At 74.0% G+C, this 26,346-nt stretch carries 30 protein-coding genes and 1 pseudogene; 18 read left to right on the forward strand and 13 right to left on the reverse strand.

Features of this window, described 5'->3' with window-relative positions:
* Nucleotides 1-8: 8 nt before the first annotated feature.
* Together AC3X7R_RS10190 and AC3X7R_RS10195 are read right to left on the reverse strand one after the other, a co-directional pair.
* Nucleotides 9-1,748 (reverse strand): M28 family metallopeptidase, encoded by a 1,740-nt coding sequence (locus tag AC3X7R_RS10190; protein WP_489965525.1) that lies wholly within the window; start codon nucleotides 1,746-1,748, stop codon nucleotides 9-11.
* 155 nt (nucleotides 1,749-1,903) lie between these two features.
* Entirely contained in the window at nucleotides 1,904-2,581 is a 678-nt protein-coding gene (locus AC3X7R_RS10195) for a winged helix-turn-helix transcriptional regulator (RefSeq protein WP_489965526.1), read from the reverse strand.
* 161 nt (nucleotides 2,582-2,742) lie between these two features.
* Here AC3X7R_RS10195 and AC3X7R_RS10200 point away from each other — a divergent pair, with 161 nt between their 5' ends.
* A complete protein-coding gene (locus AC3X7R_RS10200) occupies nucleotides 2,743-3,588 on the forward strand; it encodes a class I SAM-dependent methyltransferase (RefSeq protein ID WP_489965527.1) in 846 nt (281 codons plus the stop codon).
* Between the two features lie 218 nt (nucleotides 3,589-3,806).
* Here AC3X7R_RS10200 and AC3X7R_RS10205 read toward each other — a convergent pair.
* The 4 genes and pseudogenes from AC3X7R_RS10205 to AC3X7R_RS10220 form a co-directional block, all read right to left on the reverse strand.
* Nucleotides 3,807-4,187 (reverse strand): annotated as a pseudogene (locus AC3X7R_RS10205) (DUF4396 domain-containing protein); the annotation flags it as partial.
* A 39-nt stretch (nucleotides 4,188-4,226) separates the two neighbouring features.
* A complete protein-coding gene (locus AC3X7R_RS10210; RefSeq protein WP_489965528.1) occupies nucleotides 4,227-5,021 on the reverse strand; it encodes a hypothetical protein in 795 nt (264 codons plus the stop codon).
* The gene (locus tag AC3X7R_RS10215) at nucleotides 5,018-5,482 is read right to left on the reverse strand and encodes a hypothetical protein (protein ID WP_489965529.1); all 465 of its coding nucleotides are present in this window, start codon (nucleotides 5,480-5,482) and stop codon (nucleotides 5,018-5,020) included. The genes AC3X7R_RS10210 and AC3X7R_RS10215 overlap by 4 nt, the downstream gene beginning before the upstream one ends.
* A 5-nt stretch (nucleotides 5,483-5,487) precedes the next feature.
* Nucleotides 5,488-5,823: a hypothetical protein gene (locus AC3X7R_RS10220; RefSeq protein WP_489965530.1), complete on the reverse strand. Its 336-nt coding sequence runs from the start codon at nucleotides 5,821-5,823 to the stop codon at nucleotides 5,488-5,490.
* Between the two features lie 191 nt (nucleotides 5,824-6,014).
* Here AC3X7R_RS10220 and AC3X7R_RS10225 point away from each other — a divergent pair, with 191 nt between their 5' ends.
* The gene (locus tag AC3X7R_RS10225; RefSeq protein ID WP_489965531.1) at nucleotides 6,015-6,947 is read left to right on the forward strand and encodes a DUF6910 family protein; all 933 of its coding nucleotides are present in this window, start codon (nucleotides 6,015-6,017) and stop codon (nucleotides 6,945-6,947) included.
* 30 nt (nucleotides 6,948-6,977) lie between these two features.
* Here the strand turns inward: AC3X7R_RS10225 and AC3X7R_RS10230 are convergent, their stop codons facing one another.
* Both AC3X7R_RS10230 and AC3X7R_RS10235 read right to left on the reverse strand, forming a co-directional pair.
* A complete protein-coding gene (locus tag AC3X7R_RS10230) occupies nucleotides 6,978-7,490 on the reverse strand; it encodes a GNAT family N-acetyltransferase (RefSeq protein WP_489965532.1) in 513 nt (170 codons plus the stop codon).
* A complete protein-coding gene (locus tag AC3X7R_RS10235; protein ID WP_489965533.1) occupies nucleotides 7,487-7,885 on the reverse strand; it encodes a VOC family protein in 399 nt (132 codons plus the stop codon). Before AC3X7R_RS10235 ends, AC3X7R_RS10230 begins: the two co-directional genes overlap by 4 nt.
* A gap of 106 nt (nucleotides 7,886-7,991) precedes the next feature.
* Between AC3X7R_RS10235 and AC3X7R_RS10240 the strand changes: the two genes are divergently transcribed.
* The 5 genes from AC3X7R_RS10240 to AC3X7R_RS10260 all read left to right on the forward strand — a co-directional run bounded on the left by AC3X7R_RS10240 (nucleotide 7,992) and on the right by AC3X7R_RS10260 (nucleotide 11,154).
* Entirely contained in the window at nucleotides 7,992-8,597 is a 606-nt protein-coding gene (locus AC3X7R_RS10240) for a GNAT family N-acetyltransferase (RefSeq protein ID WP_489965534.1), read from the forward strand.
* 10 nt (nucleotides 8,598-8,607) lie between these two features.
* A complete protein-coding gene (locus AC3X7R_RS10245; protein WP_489965535.1) occupies nucleotides 8,608-9,054 on the forward strand; it encodes a hypothetical protein in 447 nt (148 codons plus the stop codon).
* 59 nt (nucleotides 9,055-9,113) lie between these two features.
* Complete coding sequence (gene heR / locus AC3X7R_RS10250; RefSeq protein WP_489965536.1) at nucleotides 9,114-9,890, forward strand: heliorhodopsin HeR; 777 nt, start codon at nucleotides 9,114-9,116, stop codon at nucleotides 9,888-9,890.
* A gap of 48 nt (nucleotides 9,891-9,938) precedes the next feature.
* Entirely contained in the window at nucleotides 9,939-10,841 is a 903-nt protein-coding gene (locus tag AC3X7R_RS10255) for a sigma-70 family RNA polymerase sigma factor (RefSeq protein WP_489965537.1), read from the forward strand.
* A gap of 76 nt (nucleotides 10,842-10,917) precedes the next feature.
* Nucleotides 10,918-11,154, forward strand: coding sequence for a hypothetical protein (locus AC3X7R_RS10260; protein ID WP_489965538.1), 237 nt, complete (start codon nucleotides 10,918-10,920; stop codon nucleotides 11,152-11,154).
* Nucleotides 11,155-11,174: 20 nt separating this feature from the next.
* Here the strand turns inward: AC3X7R_RS10260 and AC3X7R_RS10265 are convergent, their stop codons facing one another.
* On the reverse strand, nucleotides 11,175-12,941 hold the full coding sequence (locus AC3X7R_RS10265) for a thiamine pyrophosphate-requiring protein (protein WP_489965539.1): 1,767 nt from the start codon (nucleotides 12,939-12,941) through the stop codon (nucleotides 11,175-11,177).
* A gap of 125 nt (nucleotides 12,942-13,066) precedes the next feature.
* Nucleotides 13,067-13,936 carry a hypothetical protein gene (locus AC3X7R_RS10270; protein WP_489965540.1) on the reverse strand — a complete coding sequence of 290 codons (870 nt, stop codon included), beginning with the start codon at nucleotides 13,934-13,936 and terminating at the stop codon, nucleotides 13,067-13,069.
* A gap of 169 nt (nucleotides 13,937-14,105) precedes the next feature.
* Here AC3X7R_RS10270 and AC3X7R_RS10275 point away from each other — a divergent pair, with 169 nt between their 5' ends.
* From AC3X7R_RS10275 to AC3X7R_RS10300, 6 genes are all read left to right on the forward strand, one after another.
* Nucleotides 14,106-14,939, forward strand: a complete 834-nt coding sequence (locus AC3X7R_RS10275; RefSeq protein WP_489965541.1) for a hypothetical protein — start codon at nucleotides 14,106-14,108, stop codon at nucleotides 14,937-14,939.
* Between the two features lie 77 nt (nucleotides 14,940-15,016).
* Nucleotides 15,017-15,241, forward strand: coding sequence for an amphi-Trp domain-containing protein (locus AC3X7R_RS10280; RefSeq protein ID WP_489965542.1), 225 nt, complete (start codon nucleotides 15,017-15,019; stop codon nucleotides 15,239-15,241).
* A gap of 47 nt (nucleotides 15,242-15,288) precedes the next feature.
* The gene (locus AC3X7R_RS10285; RefSeq protein WP_489965543.1) at nucleotides 15,289-16,569 is read left to right on the forward strand and encodes a hypothetical protein; all 1,281 of its coding nucleotides are present in this window, start codon (nucleotides 15,289-15,291) and stop codon (nucleotides 16,567-16,569) included.
* Nucleotides 16,566-17,771 carry a hypothetical protein gene (locus AC3X7R_RS10290; RefSeq protein WP_489965544.1) on the forward strand — a complete coding sequence of 402 codons (1,206 nt, stop codon included), beginning with the start codon at nucleotides 16,566-16,568 and terminating at the stop codon, nucleotides 17,769-17,771. The genes AC3X7R_RS10285 and AC3X7R_RS10290 overlap by 4 nt, the downstream gene beginning before the upstream one ends.
* The gene (locus AC3X7R_RS10295) at nucleotides 17,768-18,424 is read left to right on the forward strand and encodes a hypothetical protein (protein WP_489965545.1); all 657 of its coding nucleotides are present in this window, start codon (nucleotides 17,768-17,770) and stop codon (nucleotides 18,422-18,424) included. The genes AC3X7R_RS10290 and AC3X7R_RS10295 overlap by 4 nt, the downstream gene beginning before the upstream one ends.
* Before the next feature lie 39 nt (nucleotides 18,425-18,463).
* Nucleotides 18,464-19,126 (forward strand): GNAT family N-acetyltransferase, encoded by a 663-nt coding sequence (locus AC3X7R_RS10300; protein ID WP_489965546.1) that lies wholly within the window; start codon nucleotides 18,464-18,466, stop codon nucleotides 19,124-19,126.
* Between the two features lie 62 nt (nucleotides 19,127-19,188).
* On the opposite strand, the gene AC3X7R_RS10305 is transcribed toward AC3X7R_RS10300, so the two are convergent.
* The 3 genes from AC3X7R_RS10305 to AC3X7R_RS10315 all read right to left on the reverse strand — a co-directional run bounded on the left by AC3X7R_RS10305 (nucleotide 19,189) and on the right by AC3X7R_RS10315 (nucleotide 21,626).
* Nucleotides 19,189-20,241: an NAD(P)-dependent alcohol dehydrogenase gene (locus AC3X7R_RS10305; RefSeq protein WP_489965547.1), complete on the reverse strand. Its 1,053-nt coding sequence runs from the start codon at nucleotides 20,239-20,241 to the stop codon at nucleotides 19,189-19,191.
* 12 nt (nucleotides 20,242-20,253) lie between these two features.
* On the reverse strand, nucleotides 20,254-20,736 hold the full coding sequence (locus AC3X7R_RS10310; protein ID WP_489965548.1) for a GNAT family N-acetyltransferase: 483 nt from the start codon (nucleotides 20,734-20,736) through the stop codon (nucleotides 20,254-20,256).
* A gap of 98 nt (nucleotides 20,737-20,834) precedes the next feature.
* On the reverse strand, nucleotides 20,835-21,626 hold the full coding sequence (locus tag AC3X7R_RS10315; protein ID WP_489965549.1) for a class I SAM-dependent methyltransferase: 792 nt from the start codon (nucleotides 21,624-21,626) through the stop codon (nucleotides 20,835-20,837).
* An 82-nt stretch (nucleotides 21,627-21,708) separates the two neighbouring features.
* Here AC3X7R_RS10315 and AC3X7R_RS10320 point away from each other — a divergent pair, with 82 nt between their 5' ends.
* From AC3X7R_RS10320 to AC3X7R_RS10340, 5 genes are all read left to right on the forward strand, one after another.
* A complete protein-coding gene (locus AC3X7R_RS10320) occupies nucleotides 21,709-22,107 on the forward strand; it encodes an MmcQ/YjbR family DNA-binding protein (protein WP_489965551.1) in 399 nt (132 codons plus the stop codon).
* A gap of 42 nt (nucleotides 22,108-22,149) precedes the next feature.
* Entirely contained in the window at nucleotides 22,150-22,896 is a 747-nt protein-coding gene (locus AC3X7R_RS10325; protein WP_489965552.1) for a GAF and ANTAR domain-containing protein, read from the forward strand.
* Between the two features lie 213 nt (nucleotides 22,897-23,109).
* Nucleotides 23,110-24,381 (forward strand): GAF domain-containing sensor histidine kinase, encoded by a 1,272-nt coding sequence (locus AC3X7R_RS10330; protein ID WP_489965553.1) that lies wholly within the window; start codon nucleotides 23,110-23,112, stop codon nucleotides 24,379-24,381.
* Nucleotides 24,382-24,431: 50 nt separating this feature from the next.
* On the forward strand, nucleotides 24,432-25,367 hold the full coding sequence (locus tag AC3X7R_RS10335) for a hypothetical protein (protein ID WP_489965554.1): 936 nt from the start codon (nucleotides 24,432-24,434) through the stop codon (nucleotides 25,365-25,367).
* Nucleotides 25,361-26,332 (forward strand): methylenetetrahydrofolate reductase, encoded by a 972-nt coding sequence (locus AC3X7R_RS10340; protein ID WP_489965555.1) that lies wholly within the window; start codon nucleotides 25,361-25,363, stop codon nucleotides 26,330-26,332. Before AC3X7R_RS10335 ends, AC3X7R_RS10340 begins: the two co-directional genes overlap by 7 nt.
* Nucleotides 26,333-26,346 lie beyond the last annotated feature (14 nt).

Here is a 26,346-nt window from a genome sequence, read left to right on the forward strand (position 1 = left end):
CTTCCGCCTCAGCGGCGGTTGCGCTGGTGACCCCGCCACGGGTAGCTCTGACCCGCTGCGGCCTTGCCACGCGTCTTGTCGTGGCGGTGACCCCGCGTGCCGAACGGGTCCTTCGAGGCGCCGAAGTAGTACACGGCGTAGCTGGCCGCGTCCGACATCTCGTCCAGGCCCCGTAGGGCGCCCCCGGCCATCTTGCGCTGGGCGGCGCGCTTGGCCGCCTCGTCGCCCTCGGGGGCGAGGCCCTCCGCGTCCAGCGGCGGCACCCCGGTGAGGATGGTGGTCAGGTTGTCGCAGGCCTGGTGGTAGCACGGGTCGTACCAGGAGCCCGCCGCACCGCCGTACACCTCTTCCTGCTCGGCGGTCTTGATGCCTTCGGCGCCGGCGAAGACGCCGCCGGCGGGGATCCCGCGCAGGGTGAACCCCACGTAGTCGGAACGGCCGTCGAACGGCACGCGATCGGACCGGAGGCCCTGGGCGCGGAACCAGTCGTCGTGGACCTGCTCGACCTTGCCGGAGCCCACCGGACCGGCCGGGTTGCCGGGCGCGGCGTTGCCGTCGCCGTCGTAGACGGAGCGCACGTAGTTGGGCGAGGCGAGCATGTCGTAGTCGAGCATCACGTCGATCTGGTCCACCTCGGCCTGGCTGAGGCCGAACGCGTACTCGATCGACCCGACCAGGCCGTTCTCCTCGGCACCCCAGAACCCGAAACGGATCTTGTTGCGCAACCGGTGCCTGCCCTCACTGAGCTCCTCGGCCTGCGCGAGCAGCGTCGCAACCCCCGAGCCGTCGTCGTTGATGCCCGGTCCCGCGGGCACGGAGTCGAGGTGCGCGCCGACCACGACCACGTGCTCGGGGTCGCCCCCGCGGGTCTCGGCGATCACCTGGGGCAGGAAGCGGTCGGTGAACTCGCCGTAGACCTTGAAGTCGACCGTGGGGTTCAGCCCCTGCTGGTAGGCCTGGAGCAGCTCGTTGCCCACCGTGTAGCTCGCGACCACCGCGGCGATGGTCGCCGGGACGTCGGGCAGGTTGTCGACGAAGACCGGGTTCTGCCGCTCGGGGGTGTTGCCCTCGTTGTAGATGATCACGCCCGTGGCTCCGGCCGCCTGGGCCAGCGCCCACTTGTCGACGAAGGCGCAGGTGCCGCGCTGGACGAGCGCGACCTTGCCCTCCACGCCGGCGTAGTCCGCCGCCGTGCAGCCGCTCGTCGAGCCGCCGGTGGGCGGGTCGAGGATGCCGCCGACCGGGAAGACCGGCGCGCCCGTGAGCTCCACGGTGGGGGAGTTGGCCATCGTGATGAAGTCGGCGGTCGGCTGGCCGTCGTCCTCGGCGTCACCCGGCACGTAGGTCTTCGGGGTCGGCGAGACCTGGTTGAGCACCGGCGGCTGCGACTCCTCCCAGAACGGGAAGTTGAACTGGTCGATCCGCACCCTCAGGCCGGCGTCGCGCAGCGTCGAGACGACGTAGTCGACCGACTCCTGGTAGCCGGAGGAGAAGACCTCGCGGGTGTCGTCGTTGAGCGACGCGATCCGTTGGAGGGCGACCTGGTGCTCGGTGATCTCCTCGAGCGAGACGCCGCGCACGAACCTCCGGGCCTGCGGATCCTTCGGGGTGACGCCCTTCGACGTCTTGGAGGCACTGACCTGGGAGGACCGCTCGGGCTGAGCGGTGGCCGTGCCGGACGAGACGGCCGCCGCAGCGAGCAGGGCCGAGGTCGCGCCTGCTGCCACCAGCTTGGACGCAGTGTTCATGGCTTCCCCTTCGGGCTGCCGACGAGCGGGTTCGGCGAGGTGCCGATCGGTCGGCCGCCGTTTTTTACTCTACGAGTCCGGCGACCGCTCGGCGTGTGCCTCAAATGGGGCATCTTGAGCGTCGCCGTCACCGTGCTGAGGTGGCCGCGCGATGCTCACGTCGGCCTCGGTACGCCGGCCAGCTGCATCTGGCCGAGCCACAGAGCCACGTCGCGTCCCACGGAGGACGAGCCTTGCACCCGCACCTCCCCGCTCCGCAGCACGTCACCCCACTGCCGGTCACCGCGCCACACCTCGGTCATGGTGCGCAGCGGGGTCTCGATCCCGGCGGTCACGTCGAACCCGGGGTCGTAGTCGCAGACGTCGGCCTCGGCCCCGCTCACGCAGAGCCACCAGCGCGCGACCTTCGCGGGCACGTCGGTGAAGCGGAAGGCCACCACCGTGCGGCCGCGCGGCCACCGGTCCACTGCCACGGTCCGGCGGATGTCCCACATCAGCAGGTGGGGGTCCAGGTCCTGCTCCCCGAGGTCGCCGATCCACCGCACTCCCCAGGCGCCCAGCGCCTCCACGACCGGGCGCAGCTCCTCGCCGCTGGCGGTCAGCCGGTAGCTGCTGCGACCGGCCTGGTCGCCGACGCGCTCCACCACCCCGACCCGCTCCAACGTGCGCAGCCGCTTGGAGAGCAGGGCCGGAGACATCTTCGGGTTCCCCCGGCGCAGCTCGTTGAAGTGCGCGCTCCCCGCCAGCAGCTCGCGGACCACCAGGAGGGTCCAGCGCTCGTCGAGGACCTCCATGGCCTTGGCCACGGGGCAGAACTGACCGTACGACGTCATCTGGCCTCCTGCTCTGGAGCGCCCCCACCCACCCAGTAGACCCCCGTAGCGCGCCCGGCACCAGTACCGATCCTGAACCGTTGCTGGTTCACATCTGGCACTGGAGCCGGGGCCGCGGCCGGGCAGACGCTGGTGGGATCAGTCCGACTCGAGGAGCAGAGATGACCGACCAGACCCTCACCGACCGCAGCACCACCCCGCCCGACGACCTCAAGGCCCGGCACCGGGCGATGTGGGCGCTCGGCGACTACCCCTCCGTGGCCACCGAGGTGATCGCCGAGCTCGGGGAGACCCTGGTGCGCGCCACCGGGATCACCGGAGGCGACCGGGTGCTCGACATCGCCGCCGGCTCGGGGAACGCCGCGCTGCCCGCCGCCCGGACGGGTGCCCGGGTGGTGGCCAGCGACCTCACCCCCGAGCTGCTCGGGGCCGGCCGGCACGAGGCCGAGGCCCAGGGGCTCGAGGTCACCTGGGAGGTGGCCGACGCCGAGGCGCTTCCCTACCGCGACGGCGAGTTCGACGCGGTGCTCTCGTGCGTCGGCATCATGTTCGCCCCGTTCCACGAGCGCAGCGCCGCGGAGCTCCTGCGCGTGGTCCGTCCCGGCGGCCGGATCGGCCTCGTCTCCTGGACGCCCCAGGGGTTCATCGGGCAGATGTTCGGTGCCATGAAGCCCTACGCCCCGGCGCCCCCGCCCGGTGCCACGCCGCCGCCCCGCTGGGGGGACGAGACGCACGTGCGGAGCCTCCTCGGCGACCGCGTCACCGACGTCGAGGCCAGCCGGGAGCAGCTGGTGGTCGACGCCTTCGCCACCGCCGAGGGGTTCCGGGAGTTCTTCAAGGAGAGGTACGGGCCGACCATCGCGGTCTACCGCGGCATCGCCGACGAGCCGGAGAAGGTGGCCGCCCTCGACGAGGCGCTGGCCGAGCTCGCGCGCGCCCACGAGCGGCCCGACCACACGATGCTGTGGGAGTACCTGCTGCTCACCGGGCGCAGGTGCAGCGACTGAGCCCCGGACCACCGGGTGCTGCTCGGGGAGCTGTGAGGGTCGTCGTTCTCCTGCTCGCCGAGCTGGTCGGCGAGGGAGACGGTGAGGCCGCCGACCAGGAAGGCGACGAGGGCGGTCGCCAGCGTCGCCGTGGACAGGTGCGGGACGAACCGTCGTGCGCCCGTGGCCTCGGTGCTCGCGTGGTGGTACTCGTGGGTGAGCGCGTGGCCCTTGCCGCGCTGGAGCAGGGCGCGGTTGACCGGGTAGGCGGCGCAGAACGCGGCGGCCAGGGCGATCGTCATCGAGACCCAGAAGAGGGCGTTGACGAGTCCGGCGTCCATCGCGCCGGGGACGGCGGCCATGACGGCGTTGTCGACCACCTCCATGGTGGCGATGGAGAGGGTGTCCGCAGCCAGCACGAGCCGCAGCGCCGCGGCGAGCCCGAGACCCGCCCGGAGCAGCGGGAACGTGGAGAGCGTGTAGCCGAAGAAGAAGGCGAGACCGACCGCCAGCACGATCGTCCACCCGGTGCCCAGGTCGACCGCGGTGCCGATCATCAGGCCGAGGATCTCCCCGATCGCGCACCCGGTGAGGCAGTGCAGGGTGGCGCTGAGCGCCATCGCGCGGACCCCGGCCGCCTCGTGGTCGTGGGGCTCCACCTAGCGTCGCCTCCACCACGGACGCCGGGGCTCCGGCTCGACCCGGTGACCGAGGGCGACCCGCAGCATCCGGAGGGCGGCGGCGTCGCCCTCCACCCGCGGGGCGGTGCCGGGGTAGCCCTCGAGCCAGCGCAGCAGGGGCCCGGAGTCGTCGACCAGGGCGAGCGCCGCGGGACCCGCCGCCGCGGGGGCGATGGCGTCGCCGCGCGCGTCCCGGCCGTCGCTGAACCGGACCCACCACGACCGCCCGGTGTCGGCGGCCACGAGGTGGGCGGGCGCGGGATGCCAGGCCACGTCGGCCTCCGGCTCGCTCCAGTGCGCCAGGGCCCGGTCGACGCAGTCCGAGGCGACCTCGGGTGGCAGCCCCGGCGCCGGGAGGCCACGCGCGTCGCACGCCGCCGTCGCGAAGCTGATCGCCTCGTGGGCGAGGAGGCGCGCCACGTCGTGGGAGGTGCCGGGCCGCCCGAAGTAGTCGAGCTCCTGGTCGGGGCCGAGGTCCACCAGCAGGCGGGTCAGCCGGTCGCGTGTCCGCCCGATCGCCTCCAGGACCTCGTGGTGGCCCTGCGGGGACGGGTCCGCCTGGTAGGCGCGCCAGTCGGAGTCGGGGTGGGCCAGCAGCCACGCCCAGACCTCCAGCGTCGCCAGGTGCTCGCGCGCGTAGTCCGAGGCCTCCGCGCCGTGCGGCGGCACCGGCGCGTCCGGAGCCAGCCCGCCGAGGGCGTCGAGGGCAGCGCGTCCGTGCCGGTCGAGGAGGTCGAGGTACTGCGCGTGCGGGAGCCGGTGCGACGTGGTCACGGGAAGTGCTCCCTCAGGCGTCGGTGCCGGTGCCTGAAGAAGGCACCGACCACCACGGCCAGGAGCCGGGCGAGACCGGGAACGGGCAGCCGCGGTTGCAGGGTGACCCGGTCGTCCACCCGGGTGCCGCCCGCGACCGGGGTCAACCGCCGCTCGTGCTCCCAGAGCCGCATGCTCGCCATGGTGGAGCGTTCGAGGAAGCGGACGCCCGGCTCGACCTCGACGACGGTCAGGTGGTCGAAGTCGAACGGGACGAGGCCGAAGAGACGCAGCCAGGCGCGGCCGACGGGCTGCCCCAGGGGCACGGTCTCCACGGTCAGCCCGGCGGCCCGGCGGGGCATCCGCATCGTCATCCAGGGCCGCATCTCGTGGTTGATGCCCTCGGGGTGGACGACCCGCTCCCAGACCGCAGCCGGGGGAGCGGGCACCATGCTGTGGTGCTCGATGGTCCTGGTAGCCACCTGACCTAGCCCTCCGGGCGGGACCCGGGCGACCCCGGCGCCGTGCCCTCACGGCGTTCGTGGAGCCGCTGCTGGGCGGCGGCCAGGTACGCGAGGCAGGGTGCCTCCGCCGCCGGGTGCTTCTCGGTGAGGTGGAAGACCCACCGGTCCATCGCGGCCATGAACCCGTTGTCGCCGCCGGGCCGGTAGGTGGACCAGGGGCGTCCGGCCTTCGCGACGCACTCCGAGCAGCTGATCTTGTAGACGAACTGCTTGTCGGCGCCGACGTCGATCTTCACCCGCGCCAGCGGGCCCGCCTCGACGGCGGCCTTGCGCTCCCGGGCGGATCGGCTCGCCGGCATGGTGCACCTCTTCGTCTGCTGGTCAGGCCCAGGAGCCTACGTCGGCGGCCGCGGGCGGGCCCACGCACCTCAGTCGCCGCTCCGGTCTAGTCCACCCGGTGGGCCAGCAGATCTCCTACGCCAGCTGCTCCACGAGGAGCGCGTCGAGGCGGAGGGCAGCGGCACCATCTCCTGAGTGGGACGCTGGTCCCATGAAGGTCGAGGTGGCGCGCGTCGAGCATCTGCGGTTCGCCGACGGCAACCCGGTGCGCGCCGCCTCCGGCGTGACCGCGTGGGGCGACGGCTTCCTGGTGGCCCAGGACGACGCGACCCACGCGGCGTGGTTCGAGGCCGGCCTCGACGGTGGCGCCGCCGTGCCGGTCCGGCTCCTGCCGACCACCGGCGGGCACGAGGTCTTCGGCACCGCCTCGGGGACCAAGCACCTCAAGCCCGACCTGGAGGCGGCCTGCGAGGTCCCGATCGCGGACGGCCCCGGGGTGCTGCTCCTCGGCTCGGGGTCGTCACCGGCCCGGATGCGCTGGTCTCTGCTGCGTCCCCGCGACGGCCGCCCCGCCAGCGACGCCGTGGACATGACCGCGCTCTACGCCGTCGTCGCCGAGACTCTGGGGGTCGAGCCGGGTGGGCTCAACATGGAGGGCGCGCACCTGGTCGCCGGCGACACCCTGCGCTGGTACCAGCGCGGCCTGCCCTCGGCGGGCGTGCCGTCGGCGAGCGTGGACCTCGCCCTGGCCGCCGTGCTCGACGCGGTGCTGGGGCGGACCCGGCCCGACGAGGTGCCGGTGACCAGCCCACACCTCTACCGGCTCGGCGACGTGGCGGAGGTCGCGCTGGCGATCACCGACGCGCTGCTCCTCCCCGACGGCACGGTCCTGGTCTCCGCGGCGGCCGAGGACAGCCCCAACGCCCAGGACGACGGCCCGGTGGTGGGCTCGGCCCTGGCGCTCCTCGACGGCCCCGCCACCAGCGCCCTGGCCCCCCTGCCGACGGTCGGCGGGGCGGTCCCCAAGGTGGAGGGGCTGATGCTGCTGGAGGCCTCGGCACACGGGGCCCGGCTGCTCGCCGTCGCCGACGCCGACGATCCACAGACCCCCTCTCTCGCCCTGGTGCTCGACGTCACCCTGTGAGGCTGAGGCTCCGGCCGCGCCGCCCCGGCGTCACGCGGAGATCCAGTACCGCCGCTTCCCCACCCGCACGTCCTCCAGCACGCCGCCGTTCCCCTCGATCGTGCGTGCGGAGGCCACGTTCTCCTCGTCGCAGGTCACCAGGACCCGGGAGAGGCCGAGTTCGCGCGCCCGCGCCACCCCGAGCGCCAGGGCCCGGCGGGCGTGGCCGCGCCGCCGCCGCGACGGCCTGATGCTGTAGCCGATGTGACCGCCGACCTGGAGCAGGCGGTCGGTCAGCGCGTGCCGGACCGCGAGGAAGCCCACCATCTCGGGGCTTTCGGTCACCCAGTAGTAGTCGGAGTGCACCCTGCCGTCCGGCAGCTGCGCCGACGGGTCGGACTCGCGCGCGACCGCCGTGAGCAGGGTGTCGAACGACGTGCGGTCGGGCCCCAGGCCGGGCACCAGCCAGTGGCCCGACCCGTCCTGCGGTCCGTCGCCGAAGTCGCGCACGCACGTCGCCCAGGCGTCGTACAGGTCGGGCGAGGGGAGGGAGAGCGACGTCACGAGTCGGCAGCGAGCTCGCCCTCGGAGCGCAGCACGCAGAACTCGTTGCCCTCCGGGTCGGCGAAGACCACCCAGCCGCTGCCCGGCCCGTAGTGGCCCCGCAGGTCGGCAACCTCGGTCGCCCCGAGCGCGCGCAGCCGCTCCACCTCCTCGTCGCGGGTGCCCTGCCGCGGCCGCAGGTCGAGGTGGGCCCGGTTCTTCACGCTCTTCGCCTCCGGCACCTCGATGAAGAGGATCGAATGACCGGTCTGCGGGTCGCGGATCATGCACTCCTCGTGGCCAGGGAGGTTGGGGTCGCCGTCGACGTCGACGTAGTCGAGCACCGGCTTCCACCACTCGGAGAGCTCGTAGGCGTGGCGGCAGTCGAAGGAGGTGTGCGAGACGAAGCAGCTCATCCCCGCACTCTGCCCCGCGGCACCGGGGTCGGTCCACCCAGCCGTCACGCACCGGCGTCCCCCGCCCCGGGCGCCTGCCAGGAAGCACGCCGGGCAGGATGGGCCGGTGAGCAACGTGCAGCCCGCCTCCGACGGCCGGCGACCGGTGGCCGTGGTCCGGCCCCGCCGACCCGCCGACCTCCCGCTGCTGGGCGAGGCGCTGCTCGCCCAGCAGCCCCGCACCCGCTACCCGTTCCGCAACCCGTTGCCGGTGCCGACCGAGCAGTTCCTGCACGGCCACGACGCGGCGGCCGCGTGGACCGCCGAGCTCGACGGCCGCCCCGTCGGGCACGCCTGCTGGACCGGGCCGGTCCACGGCTCCGGGGACGCCGGAGAGATCAACACCGCGGCCGCCCGCGCCCATGGCACCCCGACCGACCGGCTGGCCTGGGTCCGCTCGCTCTTCGTGGCGGAGCAGGCCCGGGGGCTGGGGGTGGGCCGCCTCCTGCTGGAGACGGTGGTCGCCGACATCCTCGCTCGCGACCTGCACCCCTGCCTTGAGGTGCTGACGGTGCACGAGGCGGCCGTCGCGATGTACGCCGCCGCAGGATGGCGGGAGGTGCACCGGACCCGGCCCGCGTGGCTGCGCGCCGTGGCGGGCAGCGAGGGCCTCGAGGTCTGCGTGCTGGTGCTGGCCGGGTCTCGCGGCGAGGCCCTCGCCGGTCGCCACTAGGGTCTCCGGCATGGCCGTGCGCTACGACTGGTTCCTCGCCCCCGACGACGCGACCGCCGCGGGGGCGCTGGCACCGGGCGCGTCGGCGTACCGGACCGTGGCCGACACCCGGGTCGATCCGGTCGCCCAGGGCGGCACGCTCGAGGCCCTGCTCACCGGCCGACCGTCGGCCCAGATCGCCGCGGACCCGCGCTGGGGTGCCCGGTTGGCGGAGCGGGACGGCGGGGAGCGCCAGGTGCTCACCGTCACCGACGGGCTGGTCGACGCCCTCGCCGGCGCCGACGGCGACCAGCTCGCCGCGGCGGTGGGCCCGTGGTCGCGGACCGAGGAGTTCGGCGGCGCCGTCGAGCCGGAGACGCTCCGGGTCCAGCTCCACCTGCTCGCCTCCCTCGCCCGGGCGGCGCGTCAGGACGGCGGCTCGCTCTACTGCCGCGTGCAGCTCCCGCGGGTCCCGTGACCGGCGAGGGCGTGGACGACCCCTGACTCCCGGGGCCCCGCACCCGGCATGATGGCGGGATGACGACCTCGGGAACGACTGCGAGCGGCGTGGACGAGCGCAGCCTGCGCTCCCTGCGCGGCTGGAACCTCGCACTCACCGTCCTCCACCTCGTGCAGGCGGCGGCCGTGGTGTGGCTGGCGACGGACTTCGCCATCCCCATCACCGAGTCGCTGCCGGCCGGACCGCCGGGGACGCCGTCCGAGTCCCCCGAGGCGCTCTTCGACCTGCCGATCGGTCCGGCGGTGGCCACCTTCCTCGCCCTCGCCGCGGTCGACCACCTGCTCACCGCGACGGTCCTCCGGCGCACCTACGAGGGCGACCTGCGGGGCGGGATCAACCGCTTCCGGTGGGTGGAGTACTCGTTCAGCGCCACCCTGATGGTGGTGCTCATCGCGCTCTACACGGGGATCGACGGGATCAGCGCCCTGATCGGCATCGCCGGCGCCAACGTCTCGATGATCCTCTTCGGCTGGCTCCAGGAGTCGGCCAACCCGCCGGGCAGCGAGCGGCTGACGATGAAGCCGTTCTGGTTCGGCTGCGTCGCGGGCGCCACGCCCTGGGTGGCGATCGCGTACAACCTGGTGGCGGCCGACGAGGTCCCGGGCTTCGTGATCGGGATCTTCGTCTCCCTCTTCGTCTTCTTCAACAGCTTCGCGCTCAACCAGTGGCTGCAGTACCGACAGGTCGGTCCCTGGCGCAGCTACGCGTTCGGGGAGAAGGCCTACCTCGTGCTCAGCCTGGTCGCGAAGTCGGCCCTGGCGTGGCAGATCTTCGGCGGCTCCCTCGCCGGCTGACCGCCGCCTCCGCGCGGTCACGTCCGGCCCCGCTGTCGCGTCAGGAAGGTGGACCCGACCAAGGAGGAGCGTGGGATGATGACGACGCAGGAGTTCGAGACCGAGCGGCCGCGGCTGGTGACGCTGGCCACCCGGGTGCTGGGGGACGCCGACGAGGCGCAGGACGTCGTCCAGCAGGCCTGGCTCCGGCTGGACGCCACCGGTCGCCGGGCGGACGCCGGGGACCCGGGCCAGCCCGGTGGGGCGCCGATCGACAACCTGCCCGGCTGGCTGACCACGGTCACCACCCGCCTCTGCCTGGACCGGCTGCGCGCCCGCACGCCCGTCCCCGTCGACGACCTCGCGGTGACGTCGCACGCGCCCGACCCGGCCGACGAGGTCGCGATGGCCGACACCGTCGGCGTCGCGCTCCAGGTCGTCCTGGACCGGCTGACCCCCGGCGAGCGGGTGGCCTTCGTCCTCCACGACACCTTCGGCTTCGAGTTCGCCACGATCGCGTCGGTCCTCGACACCACCCCCGCCGCGGCCCGCAAGCTGGCCTCCCGGGCCCGCGCCAAGGTGCGGCAGCCGGTGCCGGAGGACACGCTCGCGCAGTGGCAGGTGGTGGACGCCTTCATGGCCGCCGCCCGGGAGGCGCAGTTCGAGCGCCTGCTCCAGCTGCTCGCCCCCGACATCGAGGTCACCGCCGACGACGCGGCGCTGCTCGCGGGGACCCCGCAGCGGATCGAGGGCGCGCAGCAGGTCGCGGAGTTCTTCAACGGCAGCGCGCAGGCGGCCCTCCCGGTCCTCCTCGACGACCGTCCGGGCGCCGCGTGGTTCCACCGCGGCGAGGCGCGGGTGCTCTTCGACTTCGTCGTCGAGCGGGGCGCCGTACGCCGGATCACCTTCCGCGCCGACCCCGCCGTCCTCGCCCGCGTGGTCCGCCGCGACGGAGCCGGACCGCGCGGCTGAGCGGCAGCCGGTCACACCCGGGCGACGCCACTCGTCAACCAGGCAGAGAGAAACCGACACCAGGAGGAAGAGCACCATGAAGACCATGACCTGCCGTCAGCTCGGCGGCCCCTGCGACCTGGCCCACCACGGCGAGACCGCCGACGACGTGATCAACGCCCAGGACCAGCACCTCAAGGAGGCGGAGAAGGCCGGCGACGCCAGCCACCAGCCGGCCCGCGACGAGATGAAGGGGCGGTGGCGCCACCCGAAGAAGTCGCTGGGCTGGTACCGGGGCATGAAGCAGGCCTTCGCCGACCTGCCCGCGGACTGACGCCACGCCCGGGAGGGGGCTCAGTCCCCCTCCTGCGCGGCCTGCTCGTCGAGCAGCGCTCGGGCGTGCTCGCCGTGCTCCTCCTGCGCCAGCGCCCGGCGGAAGCTCGCCAGCTTCTCCGCGCCCCCGGGGAACGGCGGGAGGAGCGGCACGTCCGGGTCGACCACCGCCTCCAGCACCACCGGCCGGTCGGCCGAGAGCGCCCGCTCCCAGGCGGCGTCGACCTCCTCGGGCCGCTCCACCCGGATCCCGGTGAGGCCCAGGAGCTCGGCGTAGCCGGCGTAGGGGAAGTCGGGAAGCGACTGGCTGGCGTCGTAGCGCGGGTCGCCCTCGGTCTCGCGCTGCTCCCAGGTCACCTCCGCGAGGTCACGGTTGTGCAGGACGAGCACGACGAACCGGGGGTCGGCCCACTCCCGCCACCGGTGGGCGACGGTGATCAGCTCCGCGACGCCGTTCATCTGCATGGCACCGTCGCCGGCCAGCGCCACCAGCGGCCGGTCGGGCGCATCGAGCTTGGCGGCCAGGCCGTAGGGCAGGGCGGAGCCCATCGAGGCCAGGGTCGAGGAGAGGTGCGCCGGTACGCCGGGCGGCAGCGTGAGGTGCCTGGCGTACCAGTAGGTGATCGACCCGACGTCGACGCTCACCCGGGCGTCGTCGGGCAGGCGAGCGGTCAGAGCCCGGACCACCCGCTCGGGACTGAGCGGCACGGCGGTGCTGCCGGCCCGCTCCTGCGCGATCGAGTGCCAGCGGGTGACCTGCTCGGCGACCTCGTCGCGCCAGGTCAGGTCCTGCCGCTCCGCGAGGAGCGGCAGCAGCGCCGTCAGCGTCTCGGCAGCGTCGCCGACCAGCCCCACCTCGACCGGGTAGCGGTTGCCAAGATGCCGGCCGTCGAGGTCGACCTGGACCGCCCGCGCCTGCCCGGGGGCCGGGTAGAACTCCGTCCACGGGTCGTTGCTGCCGACGATCAGCAGGGTGTCGCAGCGGTCCAGCAGCCAGCCCGACGCGGTGGTGCCGAGGTGGCCCATCACCCCGCAGCTGGTCGGCAGCGTCTCGTCCCACCACGGCTTGCCCAGCAGGCTGGTGGTCACCCCCGCCCCGAGCCGCTCGGCCACCGCGCGCACCTGGTCGCCGGCGTCCCGGGCGCCCTGGCCGACCAGCAGCGCCACCCGCTCCCCGGCGTTGAGCACCGCGGCCGCCTCGGCGAGGTCGTCGTCGGCCGGCACCACCCGGGGTGGCCGCCACTGCGGCACCGTCGGGACCACCCCGTGCTCGTGCGGCAGCTCCTCGGGGGCCGGCTCGACCTGCACGTCGTGGGGGAGGATCACCACGCACGGGGAGCGGGTCGCCAGCGCGGTGCGGAAGGCGCGGTCCACCACCATCGCCGCCTGCTCCGGGGCGAGCACGGCCTGCACGTACTGCGCCGCGACGTCCTTGAAGAGGCTGGTCAGGTCGATCTCCTGCTGGTACTCCGCGCCCAGGGCGGTGGTGGGCTGCTGCCCGACGATCGCGACCACCGGCTGGTGGTCGAGCTTGGCGTCGTAGAGGCCGTTGAGCAGGTGGACCGCCCCGGGGCCCTGGGTGCTGATCATCACCCCCACGCCGCCGGTGTACTTCGCGTGCCCCACGGCCATCAGTGCGGCGTTCTCCTCGTGCCGCGCCTGCACGAACTCCGGGTCGCCGCCGGCCCGGCGCAGGGCGCCCATCACCGGGTTGATGCCGTCACCGGAGTAGCCGAAGAGGCGCCCGACGCCCCAGGCGCGCAGCCGCTCCACGACCAGGTCGGCCACCAACCGTTGCTCCGCCATCGCTGCTCCAGTGCTCGGGGACCACCCAGGGACCACCCAGGGACCCACTCGGTGCCCGCCCGGCGCGCCCGGCATGCGCGGGCTGGGCGCCGTCCCCAGATGCCGCCTCAGGCGGTGGACCGGTTCCGCCGTGCCAGGACCCAGAGCATCGAGACCACCGCGACGGCCAGCCCCGCGGCGCCGACGCCCAGCGTGGTGGCGCGCAGCGGCGCGGTGAGCGCGTCGAAGACCTCCCGGGCGGCGGCGGTGGAGCGCCCGGCGTCCTCGATCTCGCCCAGGTAGCGGAACCGGAGCAGGGCGAGCGCGACCAGCACCCCCGCCATCGCCACCGCGACCCCGAGCCCGCCCCAGCCCAGCGCGCGGGCGCGCGACCGCGCCGCCACCACGGCGAGGAGGAGCACCAGCACGCTCGCCGCCAGCAGCCACGGCGCCCAGGCGTCCACCAAGCGCGCCGCTCGCACCGCCTCGCCCACCTCGGGGGAGTCCACCAGCACGAACGACGCCTCGACCTCGGGGATCAGCTCCGCGAACGGCACCCCGGCGTCGACCAGCCGCCGCTTGGCCTCGGCGATCAGCGGCGCCAGCTCGACCCGCACGGTCGTGTCGCCGACCCGCACCCCCTCGTCCTCCCCGCGGACCGCGGCCACGGCGCGACGGTGTGCGGACTCCACCGCTGTCCGCCAGGTGTCGGCGAAGGCGTCGGTGGCGACCAGTCGCTCGAAGGAGGACGCGACCGCCTGCCGCGCGGGCGCCAGGGCGGGGACGCGCTCCAGGACGGCGTCGGTCATCCCCGCGGCCACCTCGTCGCGGACCGCGGGCTCCTCGATGACCGGGGCGACGGCGGCGCTGAAGCGCGCGTCGTCGAGCAGCGTCCGGTCCGCCCACGTCGCGGGGACGGCGACGGCGAGCAGCAGCAGGCCGACGACGAGCAGCAGCGCCGAACCCGCGCCCACCCTCCTCGACCCCGCGGCTGCCATGCGTCGAGTCTGCCCCGGCGACCCTGGGCCACGCGTGGGCGACCCTGAGTCACGCGTGGGCGACCCTGAGTCACGCGTGGGCGACCCTGGGCCGCGTCACGGCGGTCACCGTAGGCTCACTGTCACCGCCGCGCCCGCCCCGCGACCGATCCGCGCCCCAGGAGGCCACGTGCCCGACCCCGTCTCCCGTCCCACCGCCGCCCGGATCCGCAGGCTGCTGCCCGCCGCGGGCCGCGGCAGCAGCCGGTCGGCCCTGGGGGTCACCGTCGCGGGGGGTGTCCTCACCGGCCTCGCCGCGGCCCCGGAGCGGGTCGGCCGGCTCTTCCGCCGCCGCTTCCCGGTCGTCGCGGTCACCGGGATGACCGGCGTGGGCAAGACCCAGCTCGCCGACCGGCTGACCCGGCGCACCACGAACGCCGGCGCCGCCGAGGTCGGCTCGGCGGTGATGGAGCGCCGTACCCGCCGCTCCCGGCGGCTCCAGGGGTTCCGCTTCCTGGTGGTGCCGGGCGACAACGCCGCCACCAGGCTCGGGGCGCTCGACGAGGTCTTCCACGACGAGCCGGTCGACGGCGTCGTCCACGTGGTGGCCTGGGGCCACGCCACCCCCCGGCGCACCGCCGGCACCACCGGCGCCGCGAGCGCCACCCGGGAGGAGCAGCTCGCCGCCGAGCTGGAGGACTGGACCATCACCGCGCACCGGATCGCCTCCATGGCGGTACGCCGCGACCGGCCGGTGTGGCTGATCGTCGCCGTCACCAAGACCGACCTCTTCCCCGACCGGGTGGAGGAGGCGCTCACCTACTACTCACCCGGCAGCGGCTCGCCCTTCGCCGACCGGCTCGACGAGCTGCGCGCCCTGGCCGGCGGGGCGCGGCTCTCCGTCGACGTGCTCCCGGTCTCCAGCGAGGGCGGCGACCGGCGTGCCGCGGTCACGGCCAAGCAGGCGAGCGCCCTGGTCGACGCCCTGGCCGCACGCATGGCCCAGCTCAGCGGCCACGTCTGAGCCCGGGTCTCCCGCGCCGCGGGATACGGTCAGGGCAACATCGGGACCCATCCGGGCCGGCACAGAGGGAGAGACACGTGAGCGACGACCTGTTCGACATCGACCAGTCCCAGAAGATGCGTCGCGAGGAGGCTGCCGCCAGGCTGCACGCGCTGGCCGACGCGCTGGCCCGCCACAACTCCGTGGAGTTCGAGAAGAACGGTCACCGGATCACCGTCGACGTGCCCGACGAGGTCACCCTCAAGATCGAGGTCGAGATCGGTGGCGACGAGAACGAGCTGGAGATCGAGCTCACCTGGTGACCGCGACCTGGTGACGAACCAACCCCTGTGACCCTGAGGAGACCCGCGTGTCCGACCGCGACATCGAGGCGATCGTCGCAGACCTCGAGGCCGGCGGGGTGCACGTCGGTCCGGGCGCCGAGGGCTGGATCCCGCCCGAGCAGCTCGACAAGATCCGGACGGCCGCCCGCGAGGGCGGCGTGCCGCTCAACCTGGTCCTGGTGCAGCCGCCGGAGGAGGGCATCCACGGCGGTTCCGACCTGCTGGTGCGGGTGCACGACGCCGGCGGACCCGACGGGCTCTACCTGGGCGTCAACAACGTCTGGCGCACCCGTGAGGGCGAGGCCTTCTACCCGCGGCTGCCCGACGGGAGCGAGCTCAACCTGGCCGTCCTCCAGTGGGGAGAGGTCGCCGGCTCGGCTGACCTGACCGACGACGTGGAGCTGGTGCTCTCCGAGGGCGACCGCGGCCCCGACGGCGTCGGCTCCCCGCACGAGCTGGGCGAAGGACTGCTGCGCATCGTCGAGGGACTCGGCGCCGGCACCTTCGACGAGCTGGTCGCCGACGCGCGGGAAGGCCGGACCGCCTCGCTCGAGCAGACGCGCAAGGAGCGGGAGGAGGACCAGGGTCAGACCGCCACTCCCGCCGACCGGCCCGACCGCGACGCCGACGACGACTTCGGGGTGGCCGAGGGCCTGCTCGTCGTGCTGGCGACCGCGGCGCTGGTCGTCGGCGTCAAGGTGGCCGTCGAGCGCGTCCGGGGCCGTGGCCAGCGGTCCCGGACCTTCGTGCTGCCCGACTCCGTCCTCGAGCGGGTCCGAGCGGCGGGCGACGTCGAGCTGGTCCGCCGGGCCAGGAACGACGTGCTGCTCCTGGGCGAGAGCATCGACGCCGCCGAGATGACCGGGTCCGACAGCGCCGCCTGGGCCGCGGCGCTCGACCACTACGAGGCGGCGGGCCGGGTGCTGCCGGCGGACGACTCCCCGGGCTCCGTCGACCCGCTCGACGCCGTGGGGGCCGTGGTCCTGGCGGCCCGTGGCCAGGAGGCGCTGGCCGCCGCGAAGCGGGGCAGGCCGTTCACCCCCACCACCCCGTGCTTCCTCAACCCCTTGCACGGGCGCGCGGGCCGCGACCGCACCCTTGAGCACGACTCGCGCACCGTGACGGCGCCGATCTGCGAGGCCTGCCGCCGCGACCTCCAGGCCGGCCGTCGCCCCGACGTCCTCGACGTCGTGGTCCACGGCACCCCGCGTCACTACTTCGAGACCGACCGGGAACCGTGGGCCTCGACCGGCTTCGGGTCGCTGGAGCCCGACCTCGTCACCCGGATCCACCGGGAGCTGCGGTGAGCGCCCCCGCCGGCCCGACCCCCGACCAGCTCGCCGAGGCGCTGCTGGAGGACCCGGTGCAGGTCGACGTCCTCTTCGGCAACGGCCACACCGAGGAGGTGCGCGAGGGCCTGCGCGAGATCGTCGAGGAGGCCGACTTCCCGGCGTACGTCGTGATGATGCCGGCGCCTGACGGCCTCTCCGGCAACGACCCCGACCGCGAGCTCGCCACCCTGCTCCACGAACGGATCGGCGGTGATGCGGTCTTCTGGGTCCAGACCGACCCGATGAGCTACGGCCACGCGTTGGCGACGTTCGGCGACGTCCCCGACGAGTCGCTGCTCTACCGGGCCCAGGACGAGCACGCCCCCGGGGGAGGGGCCAACGGGGAGGTCAGCCTGGCCGGCGTGGCCGCCCGCGACCTCACGGTGCTCGCCCAGGACGGCGACCTCACGGCCGAGGAGTGGGGAGCCTTCGCCGAGGAGGAGGTCTGGCGTGACCCCCCCGAGTGGGACCTCGACTACGAGCACCCGATGCCCGGCACCTACGCCGTCTGGTCGACGACGGCGTTCCTGGTGGTGGCCGGCTGCGCCTGGCTGGTGCTGCGCTTCGTGCACCGCTGGCGCACCCTCCCCGGTCGCTCGCCGCGGCGCCGCCCGGTCGAGCCGGAGCTCTCGGTGGAGCCGCTGCCCGGCCCCGCCGAAGTCCGCGCCCTCGCCGAGCGCGAGCTCGACGAGCTGGCCGAGCGGTTGGCGTCCCCGACGGGGACGGCGCTCACCGAGGAGACCCGCATCCGGGTGGACGGGTCCTACGACACCGCCCGGACGGTGCTGGAGCGGGTCGGCAGCGACGACGCGGACCTCGACGACCTGGTGGGCGCGCTGGTGCTGACCCGGACGGCCGATCGGGCCCTGGACTTCGCCGCCCGGTCGCGGAAGGGCCGTCCCAAGCCCTACCGCCCCTGCTTCTTCGACCCCCGGCACGGCGAGGGACAGCACCGCCGACGGGTGCCGGTCGCCGACCGCGAGCTCACCGTGCCCGTCTGCGCGTGGTGCCGTGACGCCCCGGAGGGTGCGCTGGTGCCGATGCGGGTGCCGGTGGGAGTGCTCGGCCGCCGCCGCCCCTGGTACGAGGCCGAGACGGTGTGGGCGCGGACCGGCTACGGCGCCTTCGTGGACGACCTGTGGCACCCGGTCGCCGCCGAGCAGCGGGAGCTGCGATGAGGTGGTGGACCCGGCTCCCCGTCTCCCTCGCGCTGGGGGCGCTGGCGGTCGTGGTGGTGGTGGTCCGGATCGACGGCGGCGCCGACCGGACCCTCGGCGGTGCCGGCGACCGGGTGGAGGTGGCCGTCGAAGGTCTCCGCGACGACCGCGTCCACGTGGCGGACGACGGTCGCCACCTGCTCGACGAGAAGGGCGAGGCGGCCGTCGCGGCGGCGATCGCCGAGCGCGACCTCCCGGTCCACGTGGTCGTCTGGCAGGAGAGCCGCTCGGCCGGCTACGACCACTACGTGCTGGCCGCACAACAGATGCTGCACCTGCTCGACGAGCCGGGGATCGTGGTGCTGTGGCAGGGCCCGGAGCAAAGCACCACGCAGGTCTCCGAGGGATACGCCCTGGTCGACGGCCCCTACGACGGGCCCCGGGTCGAGCAGGAGCCGGAGTACCTGGGCGAGGCGGCCCTGCGGTTGCCGGAATGGATCGCGCAGCTGCCCGACGAGCCGCTCGAGCGTCGGGCGTTCGACTACTACGGCGGCCCCGTCGGCGGGTTCTTCGCCGGGCTTCTCTACGCCTCGCCGATCCTGCTGGGCGTGTGGGCGGTGCTGGCGCTCGCCCTGCGCTGGCGCCGTAGAGCGGTGACCCGCGAACCGGCCTAGGCTCGGGGGAGACGCCGTTCCGCCGACCGGGGAGGTCCGATGGCGCAAGAGGTGATGCTGCGTGACGGCACCGACGCCTGGGTCGTCGCACTCGAACGCACGGACAAGCAGCGGCTCGCGGAGGCGTTCGAGCAGCTCTCGCCGGAGTCGCGACGCCTGCGCTTCCTGGCACCCATGACCCGGCTCAGCGACGCGATGCTCTCGCACCTCGTCGACGACGTGGACGGGGTGGACCACGTCGCCCTGGTCCTCTGCCCCGAGGTCGAGGACCACGTCTACGCCCCGGTCGCGATCGGCCGCCTCGTGCGCTATCCCGACCTCCCGGACGCCGCCGACCTGGCCGTGACGGTCAAGGACGAGTGGCAGGGCCGGGGAGTCGCCTCCGCGCTGCTGCCGGAGCTGGTCCGCAGCCGCCCTGCCGGGGTGACCAGGGTGCTCACCGAGGTGCTGCAGGACAACCCGGCGTCCCTGGCGATGCTGCGCAGGCTGGGACCGATGACGATCCTGGACACCGGCTCCGGCGTCCACGACGTCGAGGTGGTGCTCGACGCGGCCGCCCCGGCCGCGGGCCCCGAGGTCTCGCTCGTCGCCGGGAGCGTGGGGGAGCGGTTGCACCCGGTGCTGGCGGATCCGCGACGCAGGAAGCTGCGCAGCCGCGACCTGCTGTGCCACTGGTTCGCCGACGCCCCGCGCCGTCGCTGAGGCCCCACCGGCCCGGGAGCGGGAGGTGGTGACCTCGGCGAGGTGACTTCTGGCCGGGTGGGTCAGCCCAGCGTCGAGGTGTCGATCACGACCCGGTAGCGCACGTCGCCGGCGACCACCCGGTCGTAGGCGTCGTCGACCTGGTCGGCCGAGATGGTCTCGACTTCTGCGCCGATCCCGTGCTCGGCGCAGAAGTCGAGCATCTCCTGGGTCGCCGGGATGCCGCCGATGTTGGAGCCGGCCAGCGTCCGGCTGCCGCCCACCAGCATCCCCGGCGGCACCTCGAAGGCGCCCGGCGGGAGGCCGACGTTGACCAGCGTGCCGAGCGGCTTGAGCAGCTTGAGGTAGGTGCCGATCGGCAGGTCGGCGCTGACGGTGTTGACGATCAGGTCGAAGCTGTTGCGCAGGGGCTTCAGCGCGGCCGGGTCCTCGGTGGCGGCGTACGACGTGGCGCCGAGCTCCTTGGCGTCGTTCCGCTTGGCGTCGCTCCGGCTCAGCACGGTGACCTCGGCGCCCAGCGCCGCGGCCAGCTTGACCGCCATGTGGCCGAGGCCGCCCAGGCCGATGACCGCGACCTTGCTGCCCTCGGTGACGCCGTAGCGGCGCAGCGGGGTCCAGGTGGTGATGCCGGCGCAGAGCAGCGGTGCCGCCTCGTCGAGGCCGACGCCCTCGGGGATCCGGACGACGAAGCGCTCGGAGGCGACCACGCGCTGGGCGTAGCCGCCCTTGGTCTCCTCGCCGTCGTAGCCACGGCCGTTGTAGGTCATCACCGCACCCTGGGCGCAGAACTGCTCCTCGCCGGCCACGCAGAACTCGCACTCGCCGCAGCTGTCGACCATGCAGCCGATGCCGACCCGGTCGCCGACCCGGTGGCGGGTGACCCCGGCGCCGACCGCGGCGACGGTGCCGGCGATCTCGTGGCCGGGGACCATCGGGAAGATCGCCTTGCCCCACTCCTCGCGGACCTGGTGGATGTCGCTGTGGCAGATGCCGGCGAAGGCGATGTCGATCAGGACGTCGTCGTCGCGAAGCTCGCGGTGCTCGACGGTGCGCTGCTCGAAGGGCGCGCCGGCCGAGGGGGCGACGAGGGCTCGGGTGGAGGTCTGGCTGGTCATCTCGCCAGTGAATCAGACCGGCCCAGAAGCCTCCGAGCGGCGGGCCTCTCCGGGCAGCAGCAGCTCCATCGGCAGGTGCGGGATCCCGTCCTCCAGGTAGTCGGGCCCGGTGCGGGTGAAGCCGAAGCGGGCGTACCACGCCTCCAGGTGGGCCTGGGCGCCGATCCGGACCAGTCCCGTCCCGATCAGCCGCAGGGCCTCCTCGACCAGCCGGGCCGCGTGCCCCTCACCCCGGTGGTCGGCCCGGGTGACGACGCGGCCGATCACGGCGGCGTCCGGATCCCGCAGCACCCGGAGTGCCGCGACCACCTCGTCGTCGGCCTCGATCCACAGGTGCCGGGTGGTCGGCTCGTCGTCGCGGCCGTCGAGCTCGGGGTAGGCGCACTCCTGCTCGACCACGAAGACGTCGACGCGCAGGCGCAGCAGCGCGTAGAGCCGGGCGGCGGTCAGCTCGGAGAACGCCGCGACGTGCACGGGGTGAGCGGGGCCGTTCATGACGCGGCCGCCTCGAGCACGAACGAGGCGCGGATCTCGTCGGCGGTGAGTGGTTCCACGCCAGCCAGCCTGTCACGCCCCGGAAAGCGGCCGGCGCCTCAGGCGCGGCAGAGGATCTCGCCGTGCAGGAGGGAGATCCACCCGTCGGCCGAGTCCGCCCACCGCCTCCAGGCCGCCGAGATCCGCTCCAGGTCCGCCCGCGCGGCGCGCCCCTCGTCGAGGAGCTGAGTGGCCATCGCAGACTCCAGGATCCGGTCAGCCCACATCCCTCCCCACCACTGCCGGTCCCGGTCGTCGGCGAAGCACCAGGTCGAGGAGGTCGCGGTGACCTCCTCGAACCCCGCCTCGCGGGCCCAGGAGAGAAGCCGGCGCCCGGCGTCCGGCTCCCCGCCGTTGGCTCGCGCGGCGGCCTGGTAGAGGTCCATCCACTCGTCCAGCTCCGGCAGGGCGGGGAACCAGGTGAAGCCGTGGTAGTCGCTGTCGCGAACCGCCACCAGGCCGCCCGGCCGGGTCACCCGGCGCATCTCGCGGAGCGCCTGGACGGGATCGCCGACGTGTTGGAGCACCTGGTGTGCGTGGACCACGTCGTAGGTGTCGTCGGGGATGGCCAGGGCGTGCACGTCCTGGACCTCGAAGCGCATGTTGGTGACGCCCCGCTCGGCCGCCAGGTCCCGGCTGAGCGCCAGCTCGGGCTCGCCGACCTCGGTGGCGGTCACCGAGGCCACCCGCGAGGCGAGGTCCACGCTGATCGTCCCCGGACCTGCGCCGACGTCGAGCAGCACCATGTCCGGCTCGAGATGGGGCAGCAGGTGGGGCGCCGAGTTCTCGGCGGTGCGCCACCGGTGGGACCGCAGCACGGACTCGTGGTGGCCGTGGGTGTAGGTGTTCACCCCACCATGGTGGCGCAGCGCCGGCCGCGCCCCGCGAGGCCGACCGACTGCTGGGCCCAGAGTCTCTGGCACGCTCTGTGCCATGGCGCTGGCTGACCGACCGCTGGTCCCCGAGGAGTGGGTGGCCCGGATCGACGCGATCCTCGGGGCCCTCCCGGGCTGCGCCAAGGAGCCGGCCTGGACCGGGACCCGCTGGCGGGTGGGCAGCGCCACCGTCGCGCACGTCTTCGGGGGCGAGGACCAGCGCTTCCGGATCACCTTCCGGGGGGAGCCCGACGAGGTGGCTGCCTTCGAGCACCTCGGCGAGCCCTACTTCCGTGCCGGGTGGGGCGGGAACCTGATCGGCATGCTGCTCGACGAGCAGACCGACTGGGAGGAGCTGGCCGAGGCGCTCATCGACTCCTACTGCGTGCAGGCGCCCGCTCACCTCGCCGCGCAGGTCGAGCGCCCGGTCCCGGAGCCGACCGACGGGGACAACTGACAGGAAGGTGCGTCACATCCGTCCGTGGCGCATACTCCTTGGGTGCCTGACGAGATTCCGGGTGAGATCACCCGAGCGCTCTCCGCCCTTGCGGAGATCGTCTACGAGCGCCCGGACTACGAGGAGATCTACGCCGCGATCACGCGGACGGCGGTCGAGGTCGTGCCGGGCTGCCACCACGCCGCGATCAGCATCCTGACCGGTGGCGGCGAGATGACGGTGCACGGTCCCACCAGCCCCGTGGCCCAGCTGATCGACGACCTCGAGGCCGAGCTGCGCGAGGGCCCCTGCTTCGACGCCATCGTCGAAGAGGCCTTCCAGATGGACAGCGACCTGACCAACGGCTCCACCTGGCCCGAGCTGGCCCGGCTGGTGCTGGAGCGGACGCCCGTGCGCGGGATGATCGGGTACCGCATCCGCGTGGGACAGCGCAAGGGTGGGGCGCTCAACCTCTTCTCCGAGGTCCCCGGCGAGCTGGACGAGGCCTCCGCGCGTGCCGGTGCGCTCATCGCCGCCTTCGCCTCCGTCGCCCTCGGGGCCGCCAGCCACCACGCCCAGGCGCAGACGCTGCGGGAGGGGCTGATCAGCAACCGCGAGATCGGCAAGGCGACCGGGCTGCTCATGGCGGCGCACGGGATCTCCTCCGACGAGGCGTTCGAGGTGCTCCGCACAGCGTCCCAGGAGCTCAACCTCAAGCTGGCCCTGGTCGCCCAGCGGGTGATCGAGGACCAGGCCCAGAGCGTCCGCCTCCAGGCCGCCTCAGAAGGACAGCCTTCGCGGATTGAATAGTCGCGGGTTCGGCGCGGAACGCTCGGGTACCAATGCTTCACAGTGGTCGTCGCGCTCCAGCAGCGGGGCGCGGCGACCGCTTCCCACGTTCCGTGGGAGCCGGGATCTTCGGCCGAGCACTGTTCCAGGTGTTCTCTGGACGACTACCCGACGGTAACCGTACCCTCGAGCAGGCGTGCCCTGCAGCGGGGCGCACGTGAGAGGCCGTGGGCGATGACCACCACGTTGGACGTCGAGCTGACCGAGCGGGTCAGGCTCGCCAGTGTGTCCCGGACGATCGTGCGCGCCGTCAGCTCCGAGCTCACCCTCTCCCGGGTCGTCGAGGTCTGCCAGACCGCGATCCTGGCCGGGTTTCGGGCCTCCGGCGTGTGGATCCAGGCCTTCAAGGGCGACGAGCTCGGTCACGACGCGGTGCGCGACGACAAGGGCCGGACCATCGACCTGCCGCACGAGCTCAAGCTCACCGGCCGGGTGGTCGCGCGCGCGATGTGGGACGTCCAGGGCGTCGCCATCTTCGACGGGGCGACCACCCCCGACTGGGTGCTGCCCGAGGGCGACCAGCAGCGGGTCTACGAGATGATGGCCGAGCTCGGGATCACCCGGCTGCTGAGCGTGCCGATCGGCGGCGGCCGCGAGTGCCTGGGCAGCCTGGTGCTCAGCAGGCACGATTCCGACAACGGCTGGACCCCGGGTGAGCAGCGGGCCGCGCTCGACATCGGCCGCGACCTGGGGCGCGCGCTGGCCACCGCCCGCGCCTTCGAGAAGGAGCGCCGGGTCGTCGCCGAGCTGCGCGAGGTCAACGGCTACAAGGCGCGCCTCATCTCCACCCTGGCCCACGAGCTGAAGAACCCGCTCACCGCGATCCTGGGCCACGTGGAGATCCTCGACGGCGACACCGAGCTGCCCCACGGCGTCCTGCACTCCATCGAGGTGATCGAGCGGGGCGGCAAGCGGATGCAGCAGCTGGTCGAGGACCTCCTCGTCCTCTCCCGCTCCGACCAGGAGGTCCAGCCCTTCGAGCCCGCCGCGGTCGACCTGGTCACGGTGGTCGACGAGGTGCTCGACCTGCTCGGCGTCGAGGTGCTCCGCAAGGGCCTCGCCGTCCACCGGGAGCTGCCCGGCGGCGTGGTGGCTGCCTGGGGCGAGCGCCAGGAGCTCTACCTCGTGGTCACGAACCTGGTCAGCAACGCCGTCAAGTACACCCCCGAGGGGGGGAGCGTGACGGTGCGCCTGGAGCAGGGCGACGGGTCGGCGGCACTCCAGGTCACCGACACCGGACTCGGCATCTCGGAGCAGGACCAGGAGCACCTCTTCGAGGAGTTCTTCCGGTCGACCAACCCCGCGGCTCTCTCCTCGCCGGGCAGCGGCCTGGGTCTCTCGATCGTCCAGCAGGCCCTGGAGCGCCACGACGGCACGATCACCCTCAGCTCCCGGCTCGGTGAGGGGACGACGTTCCGCGTCACCGTGCCGGCGCCCCCGGCATGAGCGGCCGGACGAGGACGGAACCGAACGCGGGCCAGGCACGTCCCACCCCCATGAACGCCATCCCGCGCCTCCGTTCGGTCAGCACCCGGGCGGCCGCCGTCCCTCTCCTCGCGCTCCTGCTCGCCCTCGGTGCCTGCGGCACCGAGGACGGCACCGCCGCCGACGAGCGCACCGGTCCGGTCGAGCCCGACCCCGCGGCGGGCGTCGACGAGATCGCCGCGCAGGGTGGAGAGGTCTGCCCCGCCCGGCTGCCGGAGCCGGCCGACCAGGACGCCGAGGAGCTCGGCGCCCCGGCCGCGGCCGCGCCGCAGCTCTCCCCGGCCCAGGAGGCGTGGGTCTGCCGCTACGACGCTTCGGGCTCCGCTTGGCAGCGGGTGGGCGGGCCGCAGCCGGTCGCCCAAGAGCTCCTCGCCGGCCTCGACCGCGACCTCGGCGCGCTGGCCCCGGCGGCGCAGGACCGCATGTGCACCCAGGAGCTCGGCCCGCGCTGGCTGCTCGTCACCGCGCAGGAGAAGGACCTGACCGGGGTGCTCGTCGACGGCTTCGGCTGCCGGGAGGTACGCCTGACCAGCCGCCCCGCCGACCGCGTCGCCGGGCTCGATGAGGAGGCCGGCGTGGTCCCCGGCGTGCTCGAGGCGCCCGAGACGCTGCTGAAGACGCTGCGCCAGGTCGGCGAAGCCGTCGACGCCGCGCCCGGCGACCCGGCCGGGGGCCAGCAGGAGCGCTGGGACGCGATGGTCGAGCGGCTCGGCTGCCAGGGGATGGCGTCGGTCTTCATGAGCGGCGCGGGCGAGCCCGACCCGGGCACCACCGTGCGTCGGGCGGTCGCCGGCTGGTCGCGACCGGGCGGAGAGGTCCGGATCGACTCCCGCGCCGGCGACCGGGCCGAGGCCTCGGTGGTCGTCGACGGCAAGGCGGTCGTCGTCCTCGCGCTGCTCAGGCACCAGAACGGCGGCTGGTTCGTGGAGGGCGGGGCCGAGTGCTGAACGCCGGTCTGGTCCGCCGTCTCGCGGACCGCCGCGGCGGCATGGTGCTCTTCGGGCTCACCCCGCCGCGCACCGAGAGCCCGCCGGAGAAGGTCAGGCAGGTCGCCGAGCGCACCTTGGAGCGGCTGGCCGGGCTCGACCTCGACGGGATCGTCCTCTACGACATCGACGACGAGAGCGACCGCAACCCCGACGAGCGGCCCTTCCCCTTCAGCTCGACCCTCGACCCGGCCGAGTTCGCCGAGGAGTTCGCGGCGTGGGAGAAGCCGCTGGTGATCTACCGGTGCGTCGGCAAGTACGACGAGGAGGAGCTCGCCGGCTGGATGAAGGCGCAGGACCCCGCCCGGGTGCTGACGGTCCTGGTCGGAGCCTCGTCACGCGAGAAGCCGGTCCGGACCACGCTGCCCCGGGCCCACGAGCTGCACCGTGAGCTGCAGCAGGAGCTGCCGCAGGAGCCGGGCAGCGACCGGCCCGGCGGCCCGGCCGGGCTGCTGCTCGGCGCCGTGGCGATCCCCGAGCGGCACGCGGAGCGCGGCGCGGAGCACGCGCGGCTCCTCGCCAAGCAGGCCCGGGGCTGCTCGTTCTTCGTCACCCAGGTGGTCTACGACGTCAACGCCGCCAAGGACCTGCTCTCCGACTACGCCTACGCGTGCCGCGCCGACGCGGTGGAGCCGGTCCCGCTGGTCTTCACCCTCTCGGTCTGCGGCTCGGCGAAGACGCTCGACTTCCTGCAGTGGCTCGGGGTCCGGGTGCCGCGGTGGATGCAGAACGAGCTGCGCCACACCGACGACACCCTCGCCGAGTCGTTCGACCAGTGCCTGGCCACCGCCGCCGAGCTGGTCGCCTACGCGGAGCGGCTCGGCGCCCCGATCGGCTTCAACGTCGAGAGCGTCTCGGTGCGCCGCGCCGAGATCGAGGCGTCGGTGGAGCTGGCGGCCCGGGTGCGCGCGCTGCTGCCCCGCTGAGCGGGCCCCGCGGG

The organism is Nocardioides sp. Z22_16, from assembly GCF_058134365.1.